The 23,001-nt window shown below is 38.0% G+C and carries 21 protein-coding genes and 1 pseudogene; 4 read left to right on the plus strand and 18 right to left on the minus strand.

Going from position 1 to position 23,001, the window contains the following annotated elements:
* Positions 1-82 precede the first annotated feature (82 nt).
* Positions 83-1,108, plus strand: coding sequence for a YeiH family protein (locus tag FNK51_RS00160; protein ID WP_141992096.1), 1,026 nt, complete (start codon positions 83-85; stop codon positions 1,106-1,108).
* A gap of 24 nt (positions 1,109-1,132) precedes the next feature.
* On the opposite strand, the gene speD is transcribed toward FNK51_RS00160, so the two are convergent.
* The 11 genes and pseudogenes from speD to FNK51_RS00215 form a co-directional block, all read right to left on the minus strand.
* The gene (speD, locus tag FNK51_RS00165; protein ID WP_098373285.1) at positions 1,133-1,969 is read right to left on the minus strand and encodes an adenosylmethionine decarboxylase; all 837 of its coding nucleotides are present in this window, start codon (positions 1,967-1,969) and stop codon (positions 1,133-1,135) included.
* A gap of 160 nt (positions 1,970-2,129) precedes the next feature.
* Positions 2,130-2,792 (minus strand): ABC transporter permease, encoded by a 663-nt coding sequence (locus tag FNK51_RS00170; protein WP_098373284.1) that lies wholly within the window; start codon positions 2,790-2,792, stop codon positions 2,130-2,132.
* A gap of 17 nt (positions 2,793-2,809) precedes the next feature.
* Positions 2,810-3,727 carry an osmoprotectant ABC transporter substrate-binding protein gene (locus FNK51_RS00175; protein WP_141992079.1) on the minus strand — a complete coding sequence of 306 codons (918 nt, stop codon included), beginning with the start codon at positions 3,725-3,727 and terminating at the stop codon, positions 2,810-2,812.
* Between the two features lie 11 nt (positions 3,728-3,738).
* Positions 3,739-4,392, minus strand: coding sequence for an ABC transporter permease (locus tag FNK51_RS00180; RefSeq protein ID WP_141992080.1), 654 nt, complete (start codon positions 4,390-4,392; stop codon positions 3,739-3,741).
* A gap of 12 nt (positions 4,393-4,404) precedes the next feature.
* Positions 4,405-5,559 (minus strand): betaine/proline/choline family ABC transporter ATP-binding protein, encoded by a 1,155-nt coding sequence (locus tag FNK51_RS00185; protein WP_141992081.1) that lies wholly within the window; start codon positions 5,557-5,559, stop codon positions 4,405-4,407.
* 202 nt (positions 5,560-5,761) lie between these two features.
* On the minus strand, positions 5,762-6,937 hold the full coding sequence (locus FNK51_RS00190) for an acyl-CoA dehydrogenase family protein (protein ID WP_141992082.1): 1,176 nt from the start codon (positions 6,935-6,937) through the stop codon (positions 5,762-5,764).
* 805 nt (positions 6,938-7,742) lie between these two features.
* Positions 7,743-7,850: pseudogene (locus tag FNK51_RS00195) on the minus strand (HU family DNA-binding protein); the annotation flags it as partial.
* A 150-nt stretch (positions 7,851-8,000) separates the two neighbouring features.
* Positions 8,001-8,228 carry a hypothetical protein gene (locus tag FNK51_RS00200; RefSeq protein WP_141992083.1) on the minus strand — a complete coding sequence of 76 codons (228 nt, stop codon included), beginning with the start codon at positions 8,226-8,228 and terminating at the stop codon, positions 8,001-8,003.
* A gap of 915 nt (positions 8,229-9,143) precedes the next feature.
* A complete protein-coding gene (locus tag FNK51_RS00205; RefSeq protein WP_286178532.1) occupies positions 9,144-10,157 on the minus strand; it encodes a bifunctional metallophosphatase/5'-nucleotidase in 1,014 nt (337 codons plus the stop codon).
* Positions 10,158-10,204: 47 nt separating this feature from the next.
* The gene (gene tatA / locus FNK51_RS00210; protein WP_141992084.1) at positions 10,205-10,432 is read right to left on the minus strand and encodes a twin-arginine translocase TatA/TatE family subunit; all 228 of its coding nucleotides are present in this window, start codon (positions 10,430-10,432) and stop codon (positions 10,205-10,207) included.
* 56 nt (positions 10,433-10,488) lie between these two features.
* A complete protein-coding gene (locus FNK51_RS00215; RefSeq protein WP_141992085.1) occupies positions 10,489-11,934 on the minus strand; it encodes an alkaline phosphatase PhoX in 1,446 nt (481 codons plus the stop codon).
* Between the two features lie 843 nt (positions 11,935-12,777).
* Here FNK51_RS00215 and FNK51_RS00220 point away from each other — a divergent pair.
* The 3 genes from FNK51_RS00220 (at position 12,778) to FNK51_RS00230 (ending at position 15,413) form a co-directional block, all read left to right on the plus strand.
* Positions 12,778-13,794, plus strand: a complete 1,017-nt coding sequence (locus FNK51_RS00220) for a multicopper oxidase domain-containing protein (protein WP_141992086.1) — start codon at positions 12,778-12,780, stop codon at positions 13,792-13,794.
* 15 nt (positions 13,795-13,809) lie between these two features.
* A complete protein-coding gene (locus tag FNK51_RS00225) occupies positions 13,810-14,979 on the plus strand; it encodes a ZIP family metal transporter (protein WP_141992087.1) in 1,170 nt (389 codons plus the stop codon).
* A gap of 209 nt (positions 14,980-15,188) precedes the next feature.
* A complete protein-coding gene (locus FNK51_RS00230) occupies positions 15,189-15,413 on the plus strand; it encodes a twin-arginine translocase TatA/TatE family subunit (protein ID WP_179891178.1) in 225 nt (74 codons plus the stop codon).
* A gap of 269 nt (positions 15,414-15,682) precedes the next feature.
* On the opposite strand, the gene FNK51_RS00235 is transcribed toward FNK51_RS00230, so the two are convergent.
* The 7 genes from FNK51_RS00235 to FNK51_RS00265 all read right to left on the minus strand — a co-directional run bounded on the left by FNK51_RS00235 (position 15,683) and on the right by FNK51_RS00265 (position 22,831).
* The gene (locus FNK51_RS00235) at positions 15,683-16,366 is read right to left on the minus strand and encodes a C40 family peptidase (protein WP_141992088.1); all 684 of its coding nucleotides are present in this window, start codon (positions 16,364-16,366) and stop codon (positions 15,683-15,685) included.
* 469 nt (positions 16,367-16,835) lie between these two features.
* Positions 16,836-17,741 (minus strand): VanW family protein, encoded by a 906-nt coding sequence (locus tag FNK51_RS00240; protein WP_286178533.1) that lies wholly within the window; start codon positions 17,739-17,741, stop codon positions 16,836-16,838.
* Between the two features lie 63 nt (positions 17,742-17,804).
* The gene (locus tag FNK51_RS00245; protein WP_141992089.1) at positions 17,805-18,659 is read right to left on the minus strand and encodes a hypothetical protein; all 855 of its coding nucleotides are present in this window, start codon (positions 18,657-18,659) and stop codon (positions 17,805-17,807) included.
* Between the two features lie 269 nt (positions 18,660-18,928).
* The gene (locus FNK51_RS00250) at positions 18,929-19,687 is read right to left on the minus strand and encodes a carbon-nitrogen hydrolase family protein (RefSeq protein ID WP_141992090.1); all 759 of its coding nucleotides are present in this window, start codon (positions 19,685-19,687) and stop codon (positions 18,929-18,931) included.
* A gap of 581 nt (positions 19,688-20,268) precedes the next feature.
* Complete coding sequence (locus FNK51_RS00255) at positions 20,269-21,540, minus strand: MFS transporter (RefSeq protein ID WP_141992091.1); 1,272 nt, start codon at positions 21,538-21,540, stop codon at positions 20,269-20,271.
* An 11-nt stretch (positions 21,541-21,551) separates the two neighbouring features.
* Positions 21,552-22,205 (minus strand): ArsR/SmtB family transcription factor, encoded by a 654-nt coding sequence (locus FNK51_RS00260; RefSeq protein ID WP_141992092.1) that lies wholly within the window; start codon positions 22,203-22,205, stop codon positions 21,552-21,554.
* Positions 22,206-22,444: 239 nt separating this feature from the next.
* A complete protein-coding gene (locus tag FNK51_RS00265; protein WP_141992093.1) occupies positions 22,445-22,831 on the minus strand; it encodes a DUF1259 domain-containing protein in 387 nt (128 codons plus the stop codon).
* Positions 22,832-23,001: the final 170 nt, after the last annotated feature.

Below are 23,001 nucleotides of genomic sequence, written 5' to 3' on the forward strand. Positions count from 1 at the left end.
TCATTGAAATAGCAAAAATATATTTCACTTATTTTTAATTAAGCTTTAAAGTTAAGGCATCAACATAGATGGAGTGATCACACTGGAACAAACAAACGTTGAAACTAAAAAACTTGGATTTACAAAAGGAATAGCATTGACTTTGCTAATTGCCATTGCTGCAAAATACTTAGCAGAGCTTCCATTCCTTCATATAATGGGACAGTTAGTCATTGCGATACTGATTGGTGTTGTTTGGAAAGCGATCATTGGCGTCCCAGCTTACACCGTTGCAGGTACAAATTATTCAAGTAAAGTCCTTTTGAGAGTGGGCATTATTTTATTGGGAATGCGCCTGGACCTAAAGGATATATTTAATGCCGGTCCGAAAACATTTGCAGTGGGTGCAATTTGTCTTGTATTTGCTATATTAGTAGTTTATGGATTGACCCGTCTTTTTAAAGTTGAGAAAAAGCTAGGCATATTGACAGCTTGCGGAACGGGAATTTGTGGAGCTGCTGCCATCCTGGCAATTTCCTCCCAAATAAAAGCAAAAGAAAAAGATACTGCAATAGCCGTAGCGACGGTTGCTGTTTTAGGTACAACCTTCACTTTCGGTTATACAATCCTATATCCATTATTGGAGTTATCCGATCAAGGATATGGTATATTCTCGGGAGCGACACTCCATGAAATCGCTCACGTGATCGCTGCAGCAGCGCCAGGGGGAAATGAGGCAGTTGACTTGGCAGTCGTGGTCAAATTGACTAGGGTGGCCCTGCTCATTCCCGTTGCCATTTTAATCGGTTTCATCATGAATTGGAAAGATCGATCAAGAGATAACGGAAAGAAATTTTCCTGGAAGTCCATTCAAATACCTTGGTTTATTTTTGGATTTTTGTTAATGAGTGCCCTCTATTCTACAGGTGCAGTTCCTGAACCCATAGCCGATAAACTTGTTATGCTTTCCTATATCCTCATGGCTATGTCCATGGCAGGACTAGGATTGAATATTGACCTTTTAACCTTTAGAAAATATGGGGGTAAACCTTTTACAGCTGGACTGATCGGCTCTATATTATTGACTTGTCTCGGGTATGTATTAGTTCAGGTTTTCCATTTAAATTAACTTTTCAATTAAAACAAGCATCCCTTAATCGGCATGCTTGTTTTTTTCTATTGGATGCGGAACATTGGCACCGTAAAAAATTTCATCCATCTCCGTTCGAAGCCTTTCTATAATTTCTTGCCTTTCATCTGTATTCAGCTTTTCCTCTGTATAGCCGAATAGGTAATTATTAATATCGAATCTTTTCAGCTTACATTTTGTATGAAATATATTTTCCTGGTATACATTCACATCAATCATGTCATATAAACCCTTCACTTCATCAGGAATATAGTTTTGAATGGAATTAATATCGTGATCAATGAACAATTTCCGCCCATCCTTATCTCTCGTAAAGCCTCTTACTCGGTAATCGATCGTGATAATGTCGGTATCGAAGGAATGAATGAGATAATTAAGGGCTTTAAGAGGTGATATTTCCCCACAAGTAGAGACATCAATATCGGCCCTGAATGTGCTTATGCCTTCATTTGGATGGAATTCAGGATATGTATGTACGGTAATATGGCTTTTATCGAGTTGCATGACCACATTATCAGGTAAAGGCCCTGGTGATTCTTCATAAGTTCCCGTAGGTACTTCTACGACAGGACCTTCCGAAACAAGAATGGTTACACTTGCGCCTTGAGGGACATAATCCTGTTTGGCCGTATTTAAAACATGTGCCCCTATTAAATCAGAAACATTGTGCAAGATCTTCGAAAGCCGCTCTGCATTATATTGTTCATCGATATAATCCAGGTAGGCCTCTCTCTCTTCCCTGGTTTTTGTGTAACAAATATCATACATATTAAAGCTTAAAGATTTCGTAAGATTATTAAAGCCATGAAGTTCAATGCGCTGCTCTGGTGTAAGTTTCATGATTGATTCCCCTTATATTTTTTTACGACTACCCTTATAGTTACCCTTTTTCTGAAATAAAAAACTAAGTCTGCCACTCTAAGCTTCTGACTTCTAATCGGTATTTGTCATTTCTGGCCATGGAAAAGCCATTGCATTAACATGCAATGGCTCTTTTGGTTTAGGCAGTATGAATTTTTTTCTTTTTTATCGGTGAAAGAATTCGTTCCAGCCAGCCGAGTATAAGATCTGAGAGAATGGCCATCAATGCCGTCGGAATTGCTCCTGCAAGTATGATCGCCGTTCCATTCGAAGCATTCGTTCCCCTGACAATGATATCCCCCAGTCCGCCTGCGCCTACGAATGTACCGACAGCGGTTACTCCAATTGCAACGACAAGCGCTGTACGTAAGCCAGCCATGATGACAGACAGAGATAATGGCAGTTCGACCATTCTCAGTAATTGGAACTTCGTCATCCCCATAGCCTTGCCAGATTCTAAATAAGCATGATCGATACTTGTAATTCCGACATAAGTGTTCCTCAAGATTGGCAGTAAGGAATATAAAAACAATGATAAGATTACCGTATTTGTTCCTAACCCCATTACTAGCATCAGGAGAGCGAGCATAGCCAATGCTGGTGTGGTTTGTATGACATTCGTTATCGAAAATACCCAATTGCTCAATTTCTTATGTTTCGCGATGAAAATTCCTATCGGGATGGCTACAATTGCTGCAAATAAAACTCCATAGGCGGACATTAAAAAGTGGCGATAAAATTCAGTAAGTACATACATCCAATTTTGGGAATAATAAGTTCCCAGCTGTTGCAAGGTTTCCATTAGTGTGCACCTCCCATTTATTCAAAATATTTATGTGCTTTAAGGAATTCAGATGCTACGACCGATGGCTCCTTCAAGTTCCCATCAACTTCATAGTTCAGTTCCTGCATGGTTTCAGTAGTGATTTCACCAATTAACTTGTTAAGCTCATCTTCAATTTCAGGATATCGTTCCAATAATTCTTCGGTAACGACCGGTGAACAGTCATATGGAGGGAAATATTGTTTATCATCTTCCAAAAGTTTCAAATCATTAACCTTAATCCGTCCATCTGAGGAATATGCAAGGACAATATCCATCTGACCACTTTTGACTGCATCGTACACCAAGCCAATCTGCATCGGAAAAGTTTCCCCAAATTCCAATCCATATGTATCGACGAATCCTTTATAACCATCCCCTTTTCTTTTCAGCCAAGCACTGTCTACACCTAACCTTAAATTATCTGCATCCTTTTCCAGATCCGATATTTTCTGATACCCCTTTTCCTCTGCCAATTCATTTGAAATCGTAAAGGCATAAGTGTTATCGAATCCGTAAGAATCAAAAAATTTGAACCCATATTGTTCTTTGAATTCCCTTTGAACAATTTCCATCGCCTTTACTGGATCCTTTTCAATTTCCTGTCCCAGTACACTCGTTAAATCAGTCCCTGTATATCGAGTTGCGGCTATGTCTATGTCACCGGTCTCCATCGCCTTTTGCTGAACGAAATTGGAACCTAGATTTTTAATGATTTTCGTATCAACTTCCGTATTCCTTTCAAGGAGTTGAGCGATCATGTTCGCCAAGATCTCGGATTCGGTCATGCTTTGGGCCCCGATCTTTATAGTAGTTTCAGAAGATGACCCTAAACCAGGCAAGGAGCAGCCGGTGATCACTAATGAACAAACTATAAGGGCCTTTAAAATTGTACGTCGCATTTTTTTATACATGGTAATCCTCCTCAAGCAACTTCCTTCATACCTTTCAATCCTTTTGGTACGACTTTTCGTTCAATGATCGAGAATACATAATCCACCAGGATAGCCATGATGATTACCGGAACTGCACCTGCGATGATATATTCTGTTTGGTATAAATTCAAACCGATAAATATGTAATCTCCAAGTCCCCCGCCTCCAATAAAGGAGGCTAAGGTGGCCCATCCAATTAAATAGACGGAAGCCGTACGGATGCCAGCCATAATGACGGAAAGTGCAAGCGGGAATTCAACCAGACGAATTCTCTCCCAGCTTGTCATCCCGATGCCGCGTCCGGATTCCAGAAGATTTCCATTTACGCCTTTAATGCCTGTGTATGTATTTCTGAGTATGGGTAAAACGGAATAGAAAAATAACGCAATGATTGCGGGTGTTTTCCCAACTCCGAGGAAAGGAATGAAAAAGGCTAGGACCGCTAAACTCGGCAATGTCTGCATGATGTTTGCTATTCCGATTATTATCGAAGCGCTCTTTTTCATTCGCGTCAACATGATCCCTAGTGGTACGGCAACTATTATTCCAAGGAAAACAGCGATCAAGGATATATATAAGTGCTCCCATGCCTTAAAAACCAATTCTTGCCAGTTCATTTGTAAAAAATCGAGCAAAGTTTCCATCTCATTCACCTCCTAAAACATTTCTGCCATTTCTGCCATTTGATTTTCTTCCTCTCCCCAGATGCTGTCATATACGATGTCCACCAATGTGGCCCTAGTGACAATTCCGACCAAATGTTTATTGTGGTCAACTACCGGCACGTATTTGAATCCTCGTTTTAAAATCTTCTGAACGGAATCACGGATTAAAGTATCCTGTTTCACTGAATAGAGTTCAGTATTGATGACTTCACTGATAAATTTAGCCTTTTTTCGATATTCACTGATCGTTTCAACATCCACGAACCCTTTCAACACATTTTGCTCATCGACCACAAGTAAAGAATCTACCCTTTTCTCGCGCATGATCGTAATAGCATCTGTAAGGGATTTTTCCTCTGTTATGGATATTGGATTTCGACTCATGATCTGTTCAACCAACTCAACATTTGGTCTTGTTTGAAGCAGGCGATCTTTGCCGATGAATTCTTCCACAAACTCATTGGCTGGGTTTCTGAGGATTTCATCCGGTGTTCCCACTTGGACGATTTCCCCAGCTTTTAAGATGACGATCCTGTCGGCTAGCTTAATGGCTTCATCCATATCATGGGTAACAAAAACGATAGTTTTATCAAGTGTGCGCTGTAGATTTTTAAATTCCTCCTGAAGGGCATCGCGGGTGATTGGATCTAGTGCGCCAAAAGGTTCATCCATTAAAATGAGTGGAGGATTGGAAGCTAGTGCTCTGAGAACGCCTATCCTTTGTTGCTGCCCGCCGCTCAATTCGTAGGGATACCTTTCCAGGTATTCAGGTCCCATATCGACAAGCTGAAGCAATTCCAGTGCACGTTCCTTTTTCTTCTGTTCATTCCATTTAAGAAGTTTTGGAACGAGGGTGATATTTTCAAGAATCGTCATGTGAGGGAAAAGTCCGATTTGCTGGATAACATACCCGATTTGTCTTCTTAGCTCGACTGGATCTTTATCCATTATATTTTCACCATTAATAAGTATCTTGCCTTCCGACGGTTCGATAAGACGGTTAATCATTTTCATTGTCGTTGTCTTACCGCATCCACTCGGACCAATGAAGCAAATGAACTCCCCTTTTTTAATATCCAATGATATATTTTTTACAGCTTTCTTTCCTCCCTTATAGATTTTCGATACATTTTCGATTTTTAACATAACAAGCACCTCCATCATTCGCATACAATTACAAATTTTACAAATATATTAATTTTCATTTGCACAGTCTCTTATACCCATATAGCAAACTTTATAAACCTTTTATTTTAAAAAACTAGTTCGTTGGAATTATATTGAATAAATGGTATAAAAAAACCACCTCATGTTAATTGAGGTAGTTGAAAGATTTTTAAAAGATGAATTAAAACCCAATATTTTTAGCAATCAGGGTTTTTACGGTTTCATCTGTCCCTGTAAAGAAAGTTGTTAAAGGAATGTCCCGGTGACGCTGGGCAATTTTATCGTCTCCTATATTTCCGTAGCCATCATGTAATTGCATGCACTTATCGGATATTCGCTTAGACATTTCCGTTATCCAATATTTGGCCATCGATACTTCAGCTATGATATTCTCCCCAGTCATATGTTTACAGATCAAACCATCAACAAACGTTCCTCCCAGATGAATATCTGTCGCTATTTCAGCAATGGTAAACTGTGCATTTTTAAATTTACTTATTTTCTTATCAAATGCTTTTCGTCCACTTATAAAATTCATCGTTAAGTGAAGCATATCTTTCGCTGCCATTAAAGACCCAATCGCACACATTAGTCTTTCCTGCTGCAGTTTTTGCATGATATATGAGAGACCCTTCCCTTCCTCCCCAAGGAGGTTGCCAACAGGAACTGAAGCATCATCGAAAAATAGTTCGGCTGTGTCTGAGCATCCCTGTCCTGTTTTACCAAGCTTTCTTCCCCTTGAAAATCCTGGTGTATCTTTATCAATGAGCAGCAAACTGATTCCGCACTGGGAAGGAACAGCATTAAGATCAGTTTTGCATGCCACTATCATGAAGTCAGCTTTAAAGCCATTTGTGACAAACGTTTTGGCTCCATTGACAATATAATACCCATCTTTCTTGATCGCTGTGGTTTGAATATCCCCTAATTCCGAGCCCATTCCCGGCTCTGTCAATGCAAAAGCTGAAATCAATTCACCAGTAATGAACTTTGGTAAATATCTTTGTTTCTGATCTATTGTTCCGAATGAGGCAATATAAGGGGCTACAATATCAGAATGAATGGATATTCCTCCTAACGCTGATCCAACCATTTCCAATTCCTCTGCCAGTACAACTGAATATCCAAAATCTGCTCCTATTCCTCCGAATTCCACATCAAGCCATGGACATAAAAAACCATTATCTCCAATCTTTCTCCAAAATGAGCGAGGTATTCCCCCCTCCTTTTCCCATTGATCATAAAAGGGGACAGCCTCCTTGGCGAGAAATTCGCGAATTGATTGTTTAAATAATAAGTGTTCTTCCGTTAGGAAGGAACGAGAATCATCCTTATTGATTGCCATCGAGCTAACCATGGGTTAACCTCCATTCTCTAACGATTTTGTACTTATAATCCACTAACATGATCAAGTTAAATATCTCGATGTAAACGGTTACAACCACAAATCTAAAACTGTTAAAATGACCCACAATATTCTTGTTCAACAAAAGTATTGAATTCCCTTTTATAAATCAATTTTTTACCATTTTAAATCTTGTTTGTTTATTACTTAACTGCTTGGAATATGGGTTTATCATATATTCTGTCGAGGTTATTTTTGGAATACACTTGGTATTTATTTAACAAAATTCCTTTTATAATTGCATAATAAAATGAGTGCTTTAACAAGGGCTGTTAACGCATTAAACCATCTAAAGGTTGTCAATATCTTTGTTTTTTCTCCTCTACTTATTAACCAGTACCCCTGGCCCTCCCTACAGTGTCATAGCTTTTGTATGTTATACGATATCTAATTCCCAACCAACCTCCAACATGTTTCTACAAGTAGAGGGCGGACAGTTTTCTTCACGAAATCATGTCCCGCGTACCCGTACGTCCTGCCCAGGCTACTGATATATTAGAATTTTTTTATAAAAAGAATCCCACATAATCTCCATTCGTTTATATTTGAAGCTTGAAATAAATCCAAGTATCCTCTCAAGCTCATTTAAGAGTGTTTTGCATTTTACCCGTAGCACTTATCTATGTAAAAACAGAAGCGAAAGTATATAACCTAAACTTTTCATAAAGCAAAAAATACTCTGGAGAATATCTCATCCCAGAGTATTTTTTTACGCAATACTACTTTTTCATTTAGCCGCCTCTTTTCCTTATCCGGTTTAAAAGCAGTAAACTTTGGAAGCAGCAATTTGAATTTCTTCCCCTGTATGTGGGTTTCTAGTTTGGTCTGCTCGGTCGTACACTTCAAATGTACCAAATCTAATCAAATTACAACTCATAAAAGTAAGGACTCGAGATTTATTACACTATCTGAAGCACGTTAATAAACTTTGTTATGGCCTTGCACCAATTACTGTGGTCCAGCCGCTATATACCTTCGCCTTCTATAATGTATATTCTATATTCCTTCACAAATTTTAATGTTGGATTTTTCCATTAATGACAACACACTTCCCATTTGTAGGTTGCTTTATTATCCTTCCATCCTTGATGTATACAGTGTAAGTATTATTGACTTTAGCATCTAATCTTGCTAAATCTCCCGTTCTTGCTATGATATTTTTGACAGCTTCCCTCTTCAGATTATCCATGACTTTCTTTTTCCATTGTTCCCGTTTGTTTTTTTGCTTATTTTCATCAACCATCAGGATCCCATCCTTTTTGTTTGATTTATGTCTTCTCCGATAATAGTGTATTATATTTTTATCATCTTGTTACCTTTATGCTTTTCCTAATTGAGTCTTTTTTTATTTTATAATGTAACAGGTAAGTAAAGAGGAAATTAATAAAATGGCTCACGCTAGTGATAGCAAGAAATGAACACACATAAAAACAGGATGCAACTGAATGTTGCACCCTGCTTGAAAAAGGGGTTTGCTTCATTTCGAATCAGCATAAATTCTCTGCGATAAACACCTCATCTACATTAGAGTAAATACCGGTATCTGACTAGAGTTTACCATCCAAAGCAACCATCCCCTATATCTTAAAAGTTTTATCAACTTTCAAAGCATAATTGACAATTATTGAATGAGTTTTCTGCTTTTACGTGCAAGCGAACCATCTCCTTGCTCGAAACGATTTTTTAATGAAGCTTTCAGTAGTTAAGTTAAACGTCTTTAACTGACACCTCATTTACTATGATAAGAATCATACGTAAATCACTAGCCCCTTCTTCTTTATTTATTATGACCATCTGCTGGCAAAATATAATTGGTTGTTTATGGATATCAACAATTGTTTAAATCAAGTTATTCATGGTAGTTTAAGTACAAATCATTCGCAATCTCAATGGCATAACAAATGCTTAGTTCCCTAACCTTCCTTTTTATAAAAAAGTAGCGGAATTAAGCTAAACGACACAGATAAAATCTACACTAAGATCGACGTTCTCCGTGGAAAGGGCGGAAATGCGCAAAAATAAAAAGACCGGCAGTCGTTAGTTTTCACAAACTTTCTGCACACCCCCTTGCATTCCTACTGCATAATTAATAAAGAAACGACAAAGCGAAAAACTCGCTTTGTCCATACCTCAAAGCATTATGAAGACTTCATTTGGATTATTGTGCATTATACTCTGAACGATATTCGTCTATAATCGCTTGTACCTCCGAATCAGCTGGCACATTTGTGACGTCGTAGAGGAATCCATCGGATTCGACTAACGTCATTTTGCCGTCAACAACTTCAAAAGTCAAATCTAGGCGGCCCAAATAATGTTCTTGTTCTCCGCCGGCTTGAGTAATTGGCACCATCACCTCCCCGTTGAATTCGTATTCGGGCGTTTGGATGACCTTGTGTGTATCTGCTCCGATTACCGCTGAAACTCCTGGAACCTGAGCCAACTTGTGGTCTTCAGTATTTCCGGCATGCGAAAGGACAATATTAATGTCCGACTTTTCACTCACTTCAGGAAGCAACTCATTCAACGCCTCAACCGGTTCGATGAAATCGAGGTCTGCAACATCATTCCAACCGCGAATTTCCGGCTTCATCGAAGTAAGGCCGATCATGCTGACTTTAACGCCATTGAAAGTAAAACTCTTCCAAGGCTTGACATTCTGAATGTACTTTCCTGTTTCCCTGTCAATGACATTACCAGTAAGGATGGGGAAATTGACGTTGCGGTGGTAATTCTTTAACTGTTCATAACGGCTGTCCTGTGTTCCCTCTCCGGCAGGGTAAACGCGGAAGTCGTTGTTTCCGAGAACCATTGCATCATAGCCCAAAGCTTTCAAAAGAGACGTCTCCAACTCTCCTTGACCCGCCTGAAACTCGCCGCGCAGGAAGACATCCCCGCCATCGACGAGAAGCAGATTCTCCTCTTCATTGCGCACATTTTCAATGATGGTGGCATACTTCGCAATAGAATTGTGATGAATGGTTCCATCATCCAGCGTGACGATGTCATCCAAATGACCATGAAAGTCATTCGTCTGGAAAATGGTGAGTTCAAACTTCTCTCCCTCCTTGAGCTTTTCCTCCGCAGCTGCTGTTACGGGCTTTCCGACAAAAGCAGCTGCCATCGCCAGCGAAAAGCAGCCCGTCAATAAATTCATTACCATTTTATTCATACTATTTCCTCCAAGCAATTACACTAAAAAATGGTAAAACAAGTTATTTAGTTTCCAGTTTTTTCGTTTTTCTCAAGAGCGACTAATTTAGTTTTTTCTTCAGAGTTAGATTTTTCTTCTTTGTCATTACTGATCAAATCATTTGTTGCTTTTTTAAATTCATTTAAAGTTTTCCCGAAAGCTCTTCCAATTTCCGGTAATTTAGAAGGACCAAAAATGATTAACGCTATGACTAGAATGAGAATTAGGCCAGGAATTCCGATACTAGATAACAACCTTCTCACCTCCTAAACCATGATGGTTTGTTCGTACTCAAAAATGCGATCATTACTTATAAAATTGGCATACCATGACGCTCTAAAGCTGCTGCTTCTAATATAGACATGCCTTGTTCATCTGCAAATGCAGTAAGTTTATCCGAAACAACAGGAGCAAGACTTGCTGGCGGCAGAGCCTGGTTCATAGCTCGTCTACGGGTTGAATTTCTGCGTGCAAATGGTCCCCAAATCGCAAAGGTGATACCTGGTGTTTGCATATTTACAAAGAAAGTATTTCCATCTGGAGAAAATGTAGGTCCAGCAAATTCAGAACCGTTCATCATATTTTCAGCGAAAGTATAAATATTTCCTTCAGGAGTTAATCCGACAATACGATCATTACCGCCACCATCTTCGGCGATCCATAAATCTCCCCAAGGAGTGATTGTAATGTTATCTGGTGCTTCTAAATCATTTTTATCCGTAGACTCATAAAATAGTTCTAAGGTGTTTGTCGCTGGCGTGTAGCGATAAACACGGCCAAGGCGTGCTGAACCTGCACTTGTATCATCAAACCATAAAGTACCTTCAGAAAAATAAGCCCCTTCTAAGCGGCTAAACTGAATACAGCCTTTTTCCTTAGCGTCTTGCTGTGCGATTTCAGGATTTAATTTTTTCCAAACAATCCCGAATTTTTGTCTAGTACTAAATTGACTTGCAGCAGCAGCTGGTAATTCATCAATCGCTGCGGCTTCAAGTGTACCGCCCTTTTGCAGAGAACCTAGTTTTTGACTTCGGTCATTTGGTGTAAAACGGTACAAGAAGCTTGGACTTGCGTCTTCCGTTAAATACCAAATCCCTGTTGAAGGGTCAACATGCCCAGCTTCATGGGAGAAATAACCCATATCACGGATCGGTGTTCTTGACATTTCGTTTTCAGGATCAAGCGGATTTACTTCAAATACAAAGCCATGTCCCATATCACGAGTTTCTTCCATTGTTAACCAGGTACCCCAAGTCGTAGCTCCACCCGCACAGTTACGGATTGTACCTGAACTTGATACATACTGATCAATGACTTTATTATTTTGTCCAACGATTAATGTGGTTGTTCCGCCCGCAGCACCAGCGCTCCAAGGTTTTTTTCCGTTTACAGGGTAATCAGAATTTGTCCCATTTTCATGGTTTCTTACAAGAATGGTTGTACCCTTCTCCCCTTTATAGGCAGCCATTCCATCGTGAGCAGAAGGGACAAGATCACCATTAGGCATGACATCACCAGTTCGTGAAAGCATTTTGTAATGAAATCCGCTTGGCAGATCAAGAACTCCATTTGGATCCTTTACTAGCGGGCCATAGCCACCAAAACCGCTTGTTGGATTGCTAGATTCCACTGCAAATCCTTTTGTAGCTCCCGCAAGAGAAAATACCCCAGTTGAACCAAGTGTTAATGCTAGAGTGCTCATTCCACCAACTTTTAAGAAATTACGTCTGTTTAAACCACTATTGCTAGATATCATTAACATTACCTCCAAATTTTTTTTGAGGGATGCTATATTCCTTATAGCAAACTCTACCCTCAAAATTAACAGACCTTTTTAAATACTCTGTTAATACCATGTGATTTTATTCCTTCGCATGAAAAATAAGCCAGAAGTCACAGTTTGTACGAAAAAAATGGAGGTTATTACCACATTTGCAGCATGCATAAGGTGGAAATTGATGGTATGAGTCCAAAGTGAAGAAAAAACTAAGGATTTTGTCATAAAAAGATTGATGCAGATTATTAAAGCTTATTAATAGTTTGTAAATAATCCACTATGACAAACTTGTTAACCTGATTATTTTACTTAACATTAGAACTCTATTATTGACAAGGAATTGCTTCTTTTCATTTCAATTTTTAATCCACATTTTTGTATGAGTAAGCTACAGAATCACGCTACCTCCAGCTCAACATGGAATTTTTTTCAATGTAAGTTAAAAAAGCAGGTAAAACGAAGCGCGAGGCTATAGAAACTAAAAGCAGGGATTATGACTGGGGAATACAGCAATCCTTCGATTCAATTAAGGATTATATTAAAAGTGGCTGTACGAGATCCATAGGTTTGAGAAGATTACACAGGTAAATGAAAGGAGACTTATTGTAGAGTTTCCGATTCATAAGAGCACATATAGTTTTATTTAAAGATGCATAAAAAAACACCCCAGTCTTAATACGGATGAATCTCCCCCACCTGAGCAATAATTTAATACGAATATGGCCTAAAAAAAGAGTTGACACGAAACTTGTACCTAACTTAAAGTATAGCTTATACAACAAAAAGTTTCCTTGAGGAAACTTTTTAGAAGGGGGTCAAGTAATGTCTGAAGAGAAAAAGGTTTCCCGCAGAGATATTTTAAAGATGGGGACTGCAGGTGCGTTTGGAATAGCTGGATCTTATTACTTAAATAAAATGACACAAATTCCAACTGTGGCTCAGGCATCCAATGATTCGTCTCATAAGAAGGGCAATCATTCCAATCATGCAAATATGAGTGATAAGACAATAACAACCGGTTATAAAATGGCTGAACGACTCCTTACTGAGTTTGATTACGGAAAAGTTACCAAGTTGCCAAATGGCCAAACACTCCGGGAATATGAAGTCGTGGCAATTGATAAGGAAATCGAAATTGCCAAAGGAATTAAATTCCCAGGCTGGACTTATAACGGAACTATTCCAGGACCAACTTTTCGATGTACCGAGGGGGACCTTTTGCGGTTTCACTTTATTAATAAGGGCAGCCATCCCCACTCTATTCATTTTCATGGAATCCATCCTCCAGAGATGGACGGTTTAACTTCCATTTATCCTGGACAACAATTCACGTACGAATTTGAAGCAAATCCATACGGATTACAAATTTACCATTGCCATGTACTCCCCCTAGCCCGCCATATCCATAAAGGCTTATACGGTAATTTTATTATTGATCCAAAGAAGCCAAGAGAACCGGCATTAGAGTTAAACATGGTTATGAATGGATATGACTTGGATTTAGACGGCGAAAACGAGTTTTATACGGTGAATGGCTATGCTTTCGCATTTATGAATCACCCTATTAAAATCAAAAAAGATCAACTCGTAAGAATTTATCTAAGTAATTTAACAGAATTCGACTTATTAAATTCGTTTCACTTACATGCGAATTACTTTACGTATTATCCAACAGGCAGAAACGATAACCCCTCCCAGTTCACAGATACCATTATGCAATGTCAAGGAGAGCGTGGAATTATTGAAGTTCGGTTTCCATACAAGGGTATCTATATGTTTCATGCCCATGTAAGTGAATTTGCTGAGTTAGGCTGGATGGGATTCTTTGAGGTCGAGTAAAAAAGGAGGGATAATATGAAGGGCAAATGGTTAATTACTGTTTTAATACCGTTAGTATTACTTATAGGGGTGCTAGGATGGGTGCTAAAGAATGGTGCAGGTGTAGAAAAAGATCCCGCAGCACCGATTGAAGTCTTGAACATTGAACGCATCAAGGTAACTAAAATCGGTTTCGAATTATTTGTTAGTAATACCGGACCCAAACCTTTAACGATTTCTCAAGTGATGGTTAATGATTCAGTGTGGAATTTCAATGTCGCTCCTCAAGCAAAACTTGAACGATTTGATGAGGGAAAGGTGACCATCTCTTACCCATGGGTGGAAGGTGATCCACATACCATTAAGTTAATCACAGAGAATGGGATTATCACGGAAGGTGAAGTTGCAGCTGCCACACTCACTCCAGAAACCACCTGGAGCAACTTTCTTAATTACGGCTTAATCGGCTTTTACGTTGGTATTGTCCCGATTACATTGGGGTTGTTGTGGTATCCCTTTATGAAACGCTTCTCACGAAAATCCATAAATGGGATTCTTGCCCTTACCGTTGGGCTCCTTTTATTCTTATTTGTTGGGACTCTGGCTGATGGATTTGAAATTGGTGCAGAAGCACCTTCAGTCTTTCAGGGAAATATGGTTGTCATAATTGGGGCTTCCTTAACCTTCTTATTATTGATCGGTTTTGATCAGTATCAACAAAGAAAACAAGAAAAGAAAGGATATTCTCCTTTTGGCCTGGCTTTGTTGATGGCTACCGGAATAGGGCTTCATAACTTTGGAGAAGGTTTGGCAATTGGTTCTTCCTTTGCACTAGGTGAAGCTGCTTTAGGGACCTTTTTAATTATCGGGTTTACCCTGCACAACATTACGGAAGGGATTGGAATCGCTGCTCCTTTATTAAAGACCACACCTCGATTTAGAGACTTTCTATTACTGGGAGTTATCGCAGGTGCACCCGCCATTGTAGGTACTTGGGTTGGCGGATTCATCTTCTCACCAATTTGGGGAGCTTTGTTCTTAGGTATTGGGGCAGGGGCAATTGTTCAAGTAATTTATGTAATAACGAAAATGCTCATTGAAGATCATAGAAAACATAATGAAGCATCTGTTTCATGGTTAAACCTTTCGGGATTCGCAATTGGACTATTAATCATGTACTTTACTGCATTTTTTGTGAAATTTTAAGGGATGCCTTAATCTTGTTTGGACGCATAAACAATTCGAACTTGGTAGAGCTGTGGGTTCAACATTGAAGAGGAAAGAAACGGTAATTAAAATAAATCTAGTTTTAAAAAAACTTGATAAGAAAATGGATTCAAACGATTTTATTTACTGAGGTTATTCTAAAAATGAGCTAAAGGAATTACAAAATTTAATTACTTGGGGGAAGCATTATGTTTCAAAGTATAGGTATACCAGGTTTAATTTTAATACTTGTCATTGCCTTGATAATTTTTGGACCTAAAAAGCTGCCGGAAATCGGTAGAGCCTTTGGACGTACTTTAACTGAATTCAAGAGTGCTACCAAGGGATTAGTAAATGATGAAGATAAGGATGAAGGGGAAAATCCTGAGTTAACGACTGTTGAAAAGAAGCAGGATAAATCAACAGTTTCATAAGGAATGGATAGGCGAGGCAACTCGTCTTTTTATTTTTCATTTTAAAAGGATACATCCACCCATGAAAACAATGAAATAAATCTTATTGAACATTTGGAGAACTTGGTCCACGTTACTTAATTAATAGTATGGATTTGTGGGGTTTAATGCTAGCATCCTTATTTGATTGATAAAGATCACATAGGACTTCTCAGTATTGTAACCTATTGGTAGAACAATTTAAAAAAATAAAAGCCAGTATCTAAAAAAAGAACTGGCAACTTTCTCTATTACATTCTTTTTGCTCCTAAATATCTTTTCTTCCAATAACTATTATCCATAGAGGAAATGCTTACACCATTTGATGAGGAGCTGTGTATGAATTGATTACCACCGATATAAACACCAGCATGTGAGGCACCAGGTTTATAGGTTTCATAAAAGACCAAATCTCCAACTTGTGGTTTGGACACCTTTGTCCCCTTTTTATAAATTTCAGATACCGTTCTTGGTAAAGTGACATCTGCACCTTTATCGAAAACGTATTTTAGGAATCCACTGCAATCAAAACCTTTTGGTGTAGTTCCACCCCATACATACCGTACATTCAAATGTTTTTTTGCTTCTTTCACTATCGCAGAAGATTTATTGCTTGCTTTATTCACATTAGATACGTTGGATGTCTGCTTTTTTACACCCAATGCTTTATATGTATTCGGACCTACAATGCCATCAGCTTTTAAGCCTTTACTTTTTTGGAACTTTACAACTGCACTTTTAGTAACCGTCCCAAAATATGTAGTTGTATTCTTACTCTTAAAATATTCTTTTTTCTTTAGAACCTCTTGTAATTGCTTTACTTCGGTATGGGTCATTCCACTTTTTAATGTACGATCGCCCAATGCAGCATTACTAACCAACGGATTTGATAGTAACAATCCAGACACGACAAAAGATGCTATAATTTTTTTCATTTTCTCCCCCGATAAAATCCTTTTTTTTGATTTTATCAGCTTTAAGTGACAAACATATTTACCTAATTTTACATTATGATTACAAATTTATGCATAAAGTGTGCAAAAAATACAAAATGCCTAAAATACCCCTAAAATTCTTTTTCTTTTTTCTTTTGACTACCAACAAAGCCGTAAAAAATTGAAAGTATAATCCCCATAATTTTAGCTCTTCTAATAAAATTCATTAATTTAAAGTTACCATATATCGGTAATAACAATTAGGCCTGTAACGTAGTTCAACAGAGCCAGTTTTAAATTAACAAACAAAAAAGTTCGTAAAAGTAAGTAAACTTTTACGAACTTGTTTTTCCTTGTTTTACTAACCTTATTTTTATGGAATATTGTATTAATGGGGCAGTATCTATCTTATAAATGAGTATTGGTGTCTAGCTCCCCTGGACAGAACATGCTTGCGTTTACTTATTAATCACACCGATATTTCTTTTGATATGTGTTTTGAAGCGTTGGGAACTTTTCGGGTTTCATAATTAATCATATCCGAAGAATACACCGTGATGTTCATAATTCCTCCTTGTGTTGTAGCTCGGATTAGGATAGGTTGATTGTACTTGTTTTTAAAGCTAAAATCAGGACCATCCCAGCTTACTGTAGCATCCCGACCAGATGGAACATAAGGAACGCTCCTAGTATGGGAATAGCGTTGAATTGTTTGCAATCCTGCATTGTCGATAGCGTTAAACAGGGTGGATGACACCTGACAGATCCCTCCACCGATCCCTTCAGAAAACTCTCCTTCGACTATGACCCGAGCAAGCATATATCCTTTGTCTCCTGTCCTCTTGCCAACGGCTTGGTTAAAAGAAAACTTCTCTCCTGGAAACACGACATAATTATTAATGGCTTTTGTAGCGAGCAAGATATTATTTGAACGATTTTTATTATTCTGATTAAAATAGGTTCTATATTCACCTATTTTTTTCACACGAATCTGAGCAAGCAATTCGATGTCAACTTTTGGATAAATAGCAAGCAAAGGCACTTCCAATTTGTATGCTTTACTATTATACAAAAAGGAATAAAATTGCTCATTAAACGCCTGATGGTAAAGCTTATAACCTACCCGGCCAGGTAGAATATTACCATATTTATCGATAGTGGCATTTACAGGTTTTTGGTACACTTGGCGGTCTAGTTTTTCGATAAACCGATTGTATTTATCCAAGTCCATCATAGGAACATTTAGTATGGGCATAGTAACATCAGCGCGGTTGACAGTGGCGATGGTTTGTCCATGTTGAGTTACCGATAAGCTTTCAGAGATATTCACTTGTTGAACGAATAGTAAAATTCCGGCAATCCATGTTAATCTCAATTGAATGCACCCCCACACTAATATAGTTAGGATTAATCATTTCAATATCTAACTTCACAAATCCTATTTTATATCTTCATGGAGCGAATCCTGATCAATAAACCAACGATCAGTCAAACTTTCCCTTCGGATCATAAAATGCATAACCTTTTTTTCTTTGCCTTCTCTCTTCTTATAAATAGCTACTTGAACGGGTACATCCACGAGAAATAGCCCATTTAGTTGTTCCGGCGGTTGTCTTAAAGGGTCATCAACTCCAAAATATGTAATATCTTTAACAAGTTTATTGACACGATTAGAATGTCCCGGATTTGATAAGGTCATTGCTAATAAATTCTGATCTCCTTGATTAACGGCAATGGTAAAAATACGTATAAGTTCATAGGGACTTACCGTTTGTATATAATCATCAAGCTTACCAGCCGCTTTCAATACCATTAATTTATGAGAAAGATCTTCGTTTTTCAAACGATGCGTAATGCTTCCAGAGAAATGAACACAGAAATGACCCGAAAAACCATTTTGAAGAGCACCGGCACCATGTGGCATTCCGTGCATAGATGCAGCAATCATTTGATTATTGATCAATACAATAATGGCTCTTCTATTCCAACTCCATTTATTATTATAAATTTTCTTCATGATTTGAGTATCTTCTTTGGTTAGTGGCTGTACATCGGCATGATGGCTGCCTGCTCTTCGCTGTACCTTAAATGATAAACCAGTTTCAATATCAATAATGGTGAAATTAGTTTTATTAGGAATAATGTTGTTCACAATCTCCCAAGGTAACATCTCAATTTTAAAGCTTATTGGTCCTTCTTCATCTTCCCATTCCGTTGCATAGACCGGGTGATCGCCCATTAAGACAATTATAAAAATAGCGATAATTACTTGATAAAATTTATTGTTTTTCATTTGGTTTCTCCCGCATTTTTTTCTTATTATTTCAGAACTTTATCAGTTGAATACCATTGAATATTTGGAAATTCTTCAAATTCAACTTCTTTCTGTTCATTTATATCGTTGAATGTAGTTGTGACGCGGTGGCGGCGGTCATGGATATGGCGGCTTCGGGCTTTTTTTGGCATGCATAAACGGATAAAACCCCTTGGCCGCCAAGGGGTTTTTTTGATGGGTTCCTTAACAAAGTTTTTTCATTTTCATGTTCCTTAATTAAGTTCTCATTATATGTAATCGATGTCGAAATGAGGGGATATTAATTCCATGCTTTGTATATCCCATTCAAAGGTAAGTATAGCTGATTGTTTTGATTTGTGTGTTAGGAGAGGTACACCATTTTTTATGATCATGCTTTCTGCATCCCAAAAACGGACAGTTTCGTCTTCGCCAGTACGATTACAGACAATTACAGGCAGTCCTGTTTCTAATGACCTTTGTTCCCATTCCCCCTCTGGACCATGTAATCCGGGACCCCAGGAAGACGGTGCAATTAATATTTTTGCTCCTTTTTCAAATAAGTTGTTAGCAATATCTTTGGTATATGCGTCAGCACATATCATAATACCAACCTCAACATTGTTTGTTTTTATTGGCTCTATTACATCCCCCGAAGCTGACCAATCATCAATAACACTGATTTTTCTCTGTTTACCTAATAAATGACCTTTTTTATCTATGACAAACACAGAATTATACAGCTCTCCGTTACTGCCTTTTTCAGGGCAACCCAAAAATACAGTGCTATTCAAATTCTTTAGTTTACGGCTCAATTCACTCATCCAAGCATCAGGTTGCCTGTTAATCCATCCAGTGCCAATCTTATGATTGAATTGAAGCCCGCTGACACATAGTTCGGGTGTTATAATCCATTCGGCATTATTATTTGATGCTATTTGAATGGCTTGTTCAATTAGTTTTTGGTTATACTCCACATCACCAGCAATAGGCAATAGATGTAATAAAGCTATTTTTATTTTTCCCATAGTGATCTCCCAAACATCAACTTATTTTAATGGCCATGCTTGTAATGATTGTAGCATAGACATTGATTGGCTTGTTCTACTAATCTGCCCCTTTAGCTGCATAAAACCTAGGAATTCAAGAAAAACACATCTTAATTTAAGTGTATGACCTCACATTTGAAAAAAAGAATTAACTACGACAGTCCCCCCTGATCTTTCTCCTCTGAGCAAAAAGTTAAATGGTCATAATCATAAGGAACAAGGAAAACATTTATTAGAGGGGTGGTCTTTATGAGAACAAGTTATAGAAGATGGACACAATATCCTTTTCATCAATGAACTATGAGGCTACTCCAAATAATTTATGTATGAATTCAATCTCGCCTTGGACAATTCAATTGAATATATAAGAGCATGTTCTGATCAATCTTTTAAAACACGCTTAACCTTTCATTCATCGAAAAAGACGTATAGAAGGGGTATCACCAAACTACGGTAATTGTATGATAAGCAAATCCCAGCAAAAAAAAGCCGTTTCCTATACGATAGGAAATGACTTTGTTATTTCTCTTATTTTGCTAAAGCATCTGTTACTTCAAATTCTATTTTTTACTTCCCCGGGACCAGATAACCACTGGAATCAATAATAAAGATAATAACCCTCCAATAAATGATAATGTTGTATAACTTGAACCAGCCACAATCATTCCGGATAAGGCTCCGCCAGAAGCTCCTGATAATGCAATTAAAACATCCACTTTACCTTGAGTTTTAGCACGAGTTGAAGTTTCAGTTGAATCAACAATAAGAGCAGTCCCACTTATTAAACCAAAATTCCAACCTAATCCAAGTAATGAAAGAGCAATTACTAGGAGAATCATGGAATCACCTGGTGCAATCGCTGATACTAAGCCTGCCAGAAGCAAAGTGGACCCAGAGGCAATAGCCATAGCAGTACGACCAAACTTATCAACAAGGACACCTGTAACCAGTGAAGGGAGATACATGGCACCTACATGAAATCCAATTACAAGACCTATTTCACCCAAGTTATGTCCATGATGTCCCATATGAACTGGTGTCATTGTCATGATAGCCACCATTACGATTTGAGTAAGAACCATAATTGTCGCACCAACAATAATACCTCTTTTGTTTGCTATTTGTTCACTATCCGTCGAATGTTCTATTCGCTTACTTTCTTGGTTGGACGCTTCTATCGTTCTTGCGATAACTAATGGGTCTGGGCGTAGCATGACGAAAAGTACAAGACCTGCCAGGATAAATGCTGCTGCTGATAAAATGAAAGGACCAGCAAGTGATGGTATGCCAATAGAAGTAGCAAACCCCCCCATTACATTCACTAAATTTGGACCTGCAACTGCACCAAATGTTGTAAACACCATTGTAATACTAATAGCAGTAGCTCGTTGTTTATTGTTCGCTAAGTCCGTACCAGCGTAACGAGCTTGTAAATTTGTCGCTGTTCCTGCACCATAAATAAGCAGGGAAGCAAATAAAAGGAAAACACTATTTATTATAGCTGCAGTTATGACTCCTATTGCCCCAAGTCCACCTATCATAAAACCAGCTGTTAGACCTGTACGACGACCGTAACGTTGAGAAAGTCTCCCTACGATTAAAGCAGCCCCTGCAGACCCTAAAGTAAATAAACCCGAAGGAAGTCCAGCAAATGCATCTGTGCCAAGCATTTGTTGTGCAAGAAGTGCCCCCACCGTAATTCCAGCCGCTAATCCAGCACCACCAAAAATTTGTGAAATACTTACAATAATTAATGTGCGTTTGTATAACATTTTTTGTTTTTCTTGAGAATCTACATAACTCTGATTCAATTGATATGCTTTATTAGACATTTGTTAATACCTCATTTATCATTCTGTAATTTCCAATCATGTACACCTTCCTCTAGACGAAATGCATTAAAACCTTTGGATCTTAAAAGTTCAACAGCTTCCACTGACATTAAACAGTAACAACCGCGACAATAAGCAACAACATCACAATTGCTTGGTAAAGTTGAAAGTTTCTCGCTTAACTCTTCAATTGGCATAGAAACTGCACCAGGAATATGGGCTTCTTCATACTCCTCCATAGGTCTTACATCCAACAAAATAACTTCACCTTTATCCATCCGATCTTTAATTTCTGAAAGTGAAATCCCATCCATTTCAAGATTGACATTTAAGAACTTTTTCTTGATTTGTTGAACCTGTACAAACTGTTTTTCTGATAATGTATGCAAGGAAGTTAAAAAATCCGAAATGGCTGCATCTGCTAGTTCGTAAATGACGTAGTTCCCTTTCTTCTGAAACTTTACCAATCTAGAATTAGCAAGGGTTTGTAAATGTTGAGAAACATTCGCCACAGACATATTAGCAGCTTTAGATAATGCCTCCACCGACTTTGGACCTTGAGATAAAATATCAAGAATTTCCAATCGTTTTGGACTAGAAAGACTTTTACCTATTCTTGCGAACTCTTGATACAATAAATCTTTTAAATATCGTTCATTAAACATGTAAAATCACCATCTATCTATTCAAGTGTTTTATTGAATACTTGAATATTAATCAAAACCATAAGAATTGTCAAACAATTCCTTGACCAACCGTTTGTTAAAAGTTCCCCTTTAGTTCCATAAGAAAAAGACGCCTTAAAGACAGCCCTGATCATCAGCTAAGGCACCTGTCAGTTCAACAAAACCAGTATTTTACCGTGTATTATGTTCATTAAAAAATCAGACAAGTGGGAAATCCATTAGTTCCTTAGCGCTTTTCTGACTTTCTTTGCAAAAACTAATGGATCATCAACAGCTTCGATATTAACGTAAATCAAATTCGGATTATCAAATAGCCACTCATTGTGTATGGATGAAACTATTATTCCTTGTTTAAGAATCAAAGCAACAAAATTCTCGACTTCACTTTGCAAGAGTGCAACCCTACCTAGGCACAATGCTCGTCCAGTCTGATTATCTCTTGATTCAAATGAGAAAGAAGAGGTTACTCTAAAACGTTTTCCTAAAATTTTTGCTTTTATTTCATTTCGATTTATGGTTGTCACACATTTTCCACCCGCAAACCCTTCTTGTCCGCCGATAATTCTAGCAAACTTTTGACAAATTAATTCATCATTAGATGCCATCTATTCATCCCCCCCTAATATTAATAGGATATGAATCAATGAATAGATCCGAAACGGATATGAATCTATTTTTGAAATGAAAATTATTTTTATATCTTATTTAAACTATCCTGCTCCTGTTAGCTCCATAAGAAACGAGCTGATCATCAAAGCTCACTAATGTACTAATG

Origin of the sequence: Bacillus sp. B4EP4a (assembly GCF_006680105.1) — a bacterium.
Lineage (GTDB): Bacteria > Bacillota > Bacilli > Bacillales > DSM-1321 > Peribacillus > Peribacillus simplex_E.

Excerpts from the sequence above, each read along its gene's own strand:
- speD (WP_098373285.1), bottom strand. The coding sequence starts at position 1,969 with ATGAAACTTACACCAGAGCAGCGCATTGAACTTCATGGCTTTAATAAT.
- FNK51_RS00170 (WP_098373284.1), bottom strand. The coding sequence starts at position 2,792 with ATGGAAACCTTGCAACAGCTGGGAACTTATTATTCCCAAAATTGGATG.
- FNK51_RS00175 (WP_141992079.1), bottom strand. The coding sequence starts at position 3,727 with ATGTATAAAAAAATGCGACGTACAATTTTAAAGGCCCTTATAGTTTGT.
- FNK51_RS00180 (WP_141992080.1), bottom strand. The coding sequence starts at position 4,392 with ATGGAAACTTTGCTCGATTTTTTACAAATGAACTGGCAAGAATTGGTT.
- FNK51_RS00185 (WP_141992081.1), bottom strand. The coding sequence starts at position 5,559 with ATGTTAAAAATCGAAAATGTATCGAAAATCTATAAGGGAGGAAAGAAA.
- FNK51_RS00190 (WP_141992082.1), bottom strand. The coding sequence starts at position 6,937 with ATGGTTAGCTCGATGGCAATCAATAAGGATGATTCTCGTTCCTTCCTA.
- FNK51_RS00200 (WP_141992083.1), bottom strand. The coding sequence starts at position 8,228 with ATGGTTGATGAAAATAAGCAAAAAAACAAACGGGAACAATGGAAAAAG.
- FNK51_RS00205 (WP_286178532.1), bottom strand. The coding sequence starts at position 10,157 with ATGAATAAAATGGTAATGAATTTATTGACGGGCTGCTTTTCGCTGGCG.
- FNK51_RS00215 (WP_141992085.1), bottom strand. The coding sequence starts at position 11,934 with ATGATATCTAGCAATAGTGGTTTAAACAGACGTAATTTCTTAAAAGTT.
- FNK51_RS00220 (WP_141992086.1), top strand. The coding sequence starts at position 12,778 with ATGTCTGAAGAGAAAAAGGTTTCCCGCAGAGATATTTTAAAGATGGGG.
- FNK51_RS00225 (WP_141992087.1), top strand. The coding sequence starts at position 13,810 with ATGAAGGGCAAATGGTTAATTACTGTTTTAATACCGTTAGTATTACTT.
- FNK51_RS00230 (WP_179891178.1), top strand. The coding sequence starts at position 15,189 with ATGTTTCAAAGTATAGGTATACCAGGTTTAATTTTAATACTTGTCATT.
- FNK51_RS00235 (WP_141992088.1), bottom strand. The coding sequence starts at position 16,366 with ATGAAAAAAATTATAGCATCTTTTGTCGTGTCTGGATTGTTACTATCA.
- FNK51_RS00245 (WP_141992089.1), bottom strand. The coding sequence starts at position 18,659 with ATGAAAAACAATAAATTTTATCAAGTAATTATCGCTATTTTTATAATT.
- FNK51_RS00250 (WP_141992090.1), bottom strand. The coding sequence starts at position 19,687 with ATGGGAAAAATAAAAATAGCTTTATTACATCTATTGCCTATTGCTGGT.
- FNK51_RS00255 (WP_141992091.1), bottom strand. The coding sequence starts at position 21,540 with ATGTCTAATAAAGCATATCAATTGAATCAGAGTTATGTAGATTCTCAA.
- FNK51_RS00260 (WP_141992092.1), bottom strand. The coding sequence starts at position 22,205 with ATGTTTAATGAACGATATTTAAAAGATTTATTGTATCAAGAGTTCGCA.
- FNK51_RS00265 (WP_141992093.1), bottom strand. The coding sequence starts at position 22,831 with ATGGCATCTAATGATGAATTAATTTGTCAAAAGTTTGCTAGAATTATC.